Source organism: bacterium (assembly GCA_026708055.1).
Classification (GTDB): domain Bacteria; phylum Actinomycetota; class Acidimicrobiia; order Acidimicrobiales; family CATQHL01; genus VXNF01.
Genome location: JAPOVS010000058.1, coordinates 1 through 5,038, shown reverse-complemented (window position 1 = coordinate 5,038; position 5,038 = coordinate 1). Strand labels below are relative to the sequence as shown.

4 protein-coding genes and 1 pseudogene are annotated in these 5,038 nt (G+C 68.7%); all 5 read right to left on the bottom strand.

All coding sequences use genetic code 11. The annotated features are described in order from the left end of the window. Window positions 1–254: 254 nt before the first annotated feature. Window positions 255–1,334, bottom strand: a complete 1,080-nt coding sequence (locus tag OXG55_13135; GenBank protein MCY4104181.1) for a Gfo/Idh/MocA family oxidoreductase — start codon at window positions 1,332–1,334, stop codon at window positions 255–257. Window positions 1,335–1,344: 10 nt separating this feature from the next. After that, window positions 1,345–2,019, bottom strand: coding sequence for a hypothetical protein (locus OXG55_13130; GenBank protein MCY4104180.1), 675 nt, complete (start codon window positions 2,017–2,019; stop codon window positions 1,345–1,347). 29 nt (window positions 2,020–2,048) lie between these two features. Next, the gene (locus OXG55_13125) at window positions 2,049–2,897 is read right to left on the bottom strand and encodes an SDR family oxidoreductase (GenBank protein MCY4104179.1); all 849 of its coding nucleotides are present in this window, start codon (window positions 2,895–2,897) and stop codon (window positions 2,049–2,051) included. A gap of 130 nt (window positions 2,898–3,027) precedes the next feature. Further along, complete coding sequence (locus OXG55_13120) at window positions 3,028–4,113, bottom strand: Gfo/Idh/MocA family oxidoreductase (GenBank protein ID MCY4104178.1); 1,086 nt, start codon at window positions 4,111–4,113, stop codon at window positions 3,028–3,030. Window positions 4,114–4,191: 78 nt separating this feature from the next. After that, window positions 4,192–5,038, bottom strand: a pseudogene (locus OXG55_13115) (hypothetical protein).

Sequence of the window (5,038 nt, the reverse complement as noted above, 5' to 3'; positions counted from 1 at the left end):
CACCACCGCCGAGCGCGTCAGGGGCGGCTTCCGCGATAGGCGCAGCAAGACCGGCGACGCCGGCTCACTCCCCCCCCCCCCCCCCCCATTCTCCAACACGATGGATCCCGGCCTGCGCCGGGATGACGCCTCAGGCCGCCGGAATGACGCCTCAGGGCGCCGGAATGACGCCTTATACCGCCGGATTGACGCCTCAGGCCGCCGGGATGACACTCACACCGCCGGGATGACGCTCACGCCGCCGGGATGACGCCTTATACCGCCCAGTCGAGTTCCGATGGGTCGATCGCCACCTCGGCGCCGGCCGCGGCCGACTCGTAGATCGCGTCCACGATCACCTGCGTGACCAGTGCCTGCTGACCGGTGACCGGAGCCTCGCGCCCGGCGCGGATGGCGTTGACGGTGCCCGCGATGAGAGCTGCAACCGACGGCGGGAAGGACACGTCACTCACCGTCTCCGGCGGGAGCAGCTCGATGATCTCGCCCTCGCGTTCGCCGCGAATCGAGGGGGGATCCAAGACCGCCTGGGCGTTCTCCCCGATCGCATCGAGGCTGTAGTCCCACGACGGCGAGCCGTCGGCGTGGGACGGGATGTTGTCGACCCAGCTTCCCTGGAGTGTCATCCAGAAGCCGTCCTCGAATCGCAGATGCGCCGCGAGCAGGTCATCCACGTTGTAGCGACCGGCGCTGGCGGCGTCCGGCGCCGTCGGCCCGCGTTTGGTGGGGAACACCTGCGCCGCGCTGGCCGAGGCGGCGACCGGTCTGGGGAATCCAGCGAACCACAGGGCCAGGTCGAGGAAGTGCACCGCCGTGGCGGCCAGCGCCCCGCCGCCCGAGAGTTCCTTGCGGTAGTGCTCGCCCCACCAGGGGATCTGCGACGACTTCGCCCAGGCGTGGGTGTACAGCGGCCGACCCAGAACCCCTGACTCGATGTGGCGCTTGATGATCTGGGCGTTCGGCGTGAACCGCATGTTGAACCCGACGCCGAGCATGCGATCGGCAGCGGCAGCCGCTCGCAGCATTTCCCGGCCTTCGCCGGCGTCGAGCGCCAACGGCTTCTCGCACAGCACGTGAGCGCCGGTGGCGAAAGCGTCGACCGTCATGCGCATGTGGTGGATCGGCATCGTGCACACCGTGACGAGATCGAGTTCGTGTTGCTCGAGCAGGTCGCGATAGTCGGTGTATCCCCTGGCGCTCCGAGTGGTCGATCTCACCTCGTCCAGGCGAGACCTATCGGTGTCGCAGACCGCGACGACCTCGACATCCTCCAGCGCCTGCAGGCACTCCACATGAAGGCTGCCCTGAAATCCGCACCCGATCACACCAACCTTCATCAGCAGCTTCTTAGATCGTCTTCGCCGGGTAATGCCAGCTGTACGCCGTCCAACCGCCGTCCATGCGCAGGAACGTGCCCGTGACATAGGACGCCTGCCGTGAGCCGACGAAGCGCAGCACATCGCCGAGTTGTGCGAACGTGGCCAGTGCTTTCATCGGTGTGCGCGCGATGACCTGATCAGTGGGGCGCTGGCTGTCCGGTGCGTGACCTTCCAAGCCGGCGTAGGTGACGGCCACGATCCGATCCCCGGCGTCGCTCCAAGAGCGGATCTCGGTGCGCATCAGCGACTGCATCGTCGCCGAGGCCAGTGCACAGCGCCTCTCCCGGGCACCGGCGAACAGCCCGATCTCCGGCAGCAGCGCCACGAACGTCACCGGGATGCGCGTCCTGTCGCCGAGCGCGCGGGCGGCTCCGAGGGAGCGTTCCAGCAAGGCCGCCTCCTCGAAGATCCCCGCACCGCGATCCTGCGAAGTCGGGGGCGCAAGACCCGGCACCAGGTGACTCCAGACAACACCCTCTGGAGCCAGTTGCCCGTCCGGAGCGCCGGCGCTTGAGTCCAGCTCATCGGGTCCGAGATGTAGAGCCGGCATGCCGAGAGCCGACTCCACGTGCTGTGCGAACGACGGCTCGCCTCCCGCGATCACGACGCAGGGCCTGTCAAGAGCCCGGCTGGATCGATCCACGCCCCCAGCCGCTCCCGCGCTGTGCCCACTCATCCCTGCGCCTCGCCGTGCGTCAGGAATCCATCGCTCGCCAGCCAGCCGCCGTCGACGGCCACGATCTGGCCCGTTACGTACGCGGCGCGCCGCGACGCCAGGAAGGCGACAACGTCCGCCTGCTCCTCCGTCTCGGCGATGCGACCGAGGGGGGTCCGATCCGTGTAGTCGTCGAGCCGCAACTCGCCTTCGGCGCGGTCCAGGATCTCCTGCGTCATCTCGGTCCTCGTGACCGCCGGCGCGATGGCGTTGACGCGCACCCCCCGCGGTGCCCACTCGGTGGCGAGCACCTCGGTCAGGATCCGGATGCCGCCCTTGGCCGCGTTGTAGGCCGCCCGCTGAGGGTGGCCCCCGTAGCCGCCGATCGAGCAGAGGTTCACCATCGCCCCCGAGCCGCGTTCGAGCATCGGTCCGGCGGCCCGGCGCGACATCTTGAACGTGCCCGACAGCATCACGTCGACATGCAGATCCCAGTCCTCGTCGGGGAGGTCCTCGGATTGGTCGATCTTGCCGATACCGGCATTGTTCACCAGGACCTCAACGGATCCCCACCCGCTCTCGAGCCGGGTGAAGGCAGCGTCGATCGCGTCCGTGTCCCGGACGTCGAGAGCCAGATCGGTCACCTCGAGTCCGGCGGCGCGCAGTCGTTCCGCTGTCTCGGCCACCTTCGAGCCGTTGATGTCAGCCAGGACCACCCTTCCGCCCCGTTCGGCGAGCGCTTTGGCGATCGCGAGTCCGATGCCCTGTGCGGCGCCGGTGACGAGGCACACGATCCCCGAGAACTCGTCGGGTGCGAGGCCGTCGTCCCACCCGCCGGTTCGTTGGATCGTCGATTCGCCACTCAAACTCGGTCTCCCCTCGCGATCGCCGGGTCAGGGCGTGATCGGGTGATGGTACCGCAGCACGGATTCCACCGGCTCGGGCCGATCGAGCGGTGCCCGACGGTGGCCACGGCGGGGCCGTCGAGGCCCAGGCTCACGGCGAGAGAGTGAGGGGAGGTATCGGCTGCTCGCGGCCTGTCCTGGCCGACAGGTAGATCGCGTCGACGATCCGTTGGGAAACCAGCGCCTGGGATCCCGTGACCGACGGCTCCCGCCCTGCCCGTGCGGCGGCGACGACCTCTGCGATCAACCGCTCGACGGAGTGCGGGAAAGAGACATCCGATTCAGTGCCGGACGGCAGCAGGTCGACCGTCGAGCCGTCCGGCGCTTCGCCGCGTATCGCCAGCGGATCGAACCAGACCTGCGCGCGCTCGCCGATGGCGGTGAGTTCGTAGTCCCACGGCTGCGGCCCGGGGCGCGGCTCCTGATTGCCGATCCACGAGCCTTCGATCGTGAGCCAGAAACCCCCGGCGAACCGCACATGGGCGCTGAACAGGTCCTCGGCGTCATAGCGCTCCGCCACTGCCGGGCTCGGTGCGGTCGATCCTCTCTTCTTGGGGAACAACGTCGCCATGCTCCCCGAGGCGGATACCGGCTCGGGGAAGCCCGCGAACCAGAGCGCCAGGTCGAGAAGGTGGACCGCGGACGCGGCGAGAGCCCCGCCGCCGGAGACCTCCAGCCGGTAGTGCTCTCCCCACCACGGGATCTCGTCGTTCGCGACGACGCGGGTGTAGACGGGTCGACCGAACCCGCCGTCGCGAATGAACGACTGGATCGCCGTGGAATTCGGCATGAACCTCATGTTGAGTCCGACCGCGAGGAACCTGCCGGCCTTCCGGGCGGCGCCGACCATCGCCGCGCCCTCGGCGGCGTTCATTGCCAGCGGTTTCTCGCACAGGACATGCGCACCGCTGCTGAAGGCCGCGAGAGTCATTTCGGCGTGGTGGACGGGCATGGTGCAGATCGTGACGAGGTCGAGGCGCTCGGCGTCGAGCATCCTGCGGTAGTCCGTGTATGAGCCGGCGACGTCGTACTCCTGCGCCAACCCCCCGGCTCGATCCGGATCGATGTCCGCCACCGCGACGAGTTCAACGTCAGGCAGCCTGCTGAGCACATCGACGTGCAACCGTCCCTGGAACCCGCACCCGATGACACCCGCCCGCACCGCCACCACACTCATCGTTCAGTCCTGCCGAGCGAGAGCAGGTTCCTCACCGGGCGTCGCCGTGGGGTCGTGGGGCTGTCCGAGGTCATTCGGCCGGAAGACCTTCATGACCTCGTCGCCCAAGTGGTTGATGACCTTCACGGCGATCCGGCCCGAGGAGGGGCGCTCGAACGGCCGCGAGGTGTCGCTGCGCAGGCTCTGCCAGGCCTCCGCGTCGATCTCCGCCTTGAGCGTGGTCCTGAGCGCCTTGTACGGGTCGTTGGCGCCGAGGAAGTAGGCGTGTCGCACGAAGAAGCTCTCCCCGTCGTAGTCGGTGTCGATGAACCAGCAGGCGATGCCCTCGGGGCCGTCGCTGCGCACTTCGCCGGTTCCCGGGTGGAACACGTCGACGCCGTTCACGCGGACCTTGATCTGGCCGGTGGTGGCGTCGTCGTCTCCCGAAGCGTCGAGGATGTCGATGTCGGGCTCGCCGAATATGACGAAGAGGTTCCCCCTGCCGGTGTTCTTGAGGTCGCCGGCCATGTGCAGATCGGCGTTCATGCGCGCCTTCAGCACCGGGATGCGACCGAGCCTGTCGAACTCGGTGGCGTGCGCCTCGTAGTTGAAGGCGCAGGCGATGAGCACATCGAAACCGGCGTCCGCCGCCTCTCGGGCTGCCTCCACGAGGTCGGGACGGGAGACAGTGCCGAACTCGGGTCCGACGAATATGCCGGCCCGCTTCTCGGCGTCGGTGCGGCCGGTGCCCGGACCGCTCTCTGCGTAGCGCCCCTCGGCGCAGATCATGTACCCGGGCCACGGCACCAGCGAGGAGAACTCGATACGGTCCTCCTTGTGGGCCTGCTGCACGCCGGCTGTGCGCAGCTGTTCGAGGATCATCGATCCGAAGTCCCCCCCCCCCCCCCCCCCCCCCCCCCCCCCCCCCCCCCCCCCCCCCCCCCCC

Bases quoted from the DNA above. Each gene is read 5' to 3' on its own strand.
- OXG55_13135 (MCY4104181.1), bottom strand. From the start codon at position 1,334: ATGAAGGTTGGTGTGATCGGGTGCGGATTTCAGGGCAGCCTTCATGTG.
- OXG55_13120 (MCY4104178.1), bottom strand. From the start codon at position 4,113: ATGAGTGTGGTGGCGGTGCGGGCGGGTGTCATCGGGTGCGGGTTCCAG.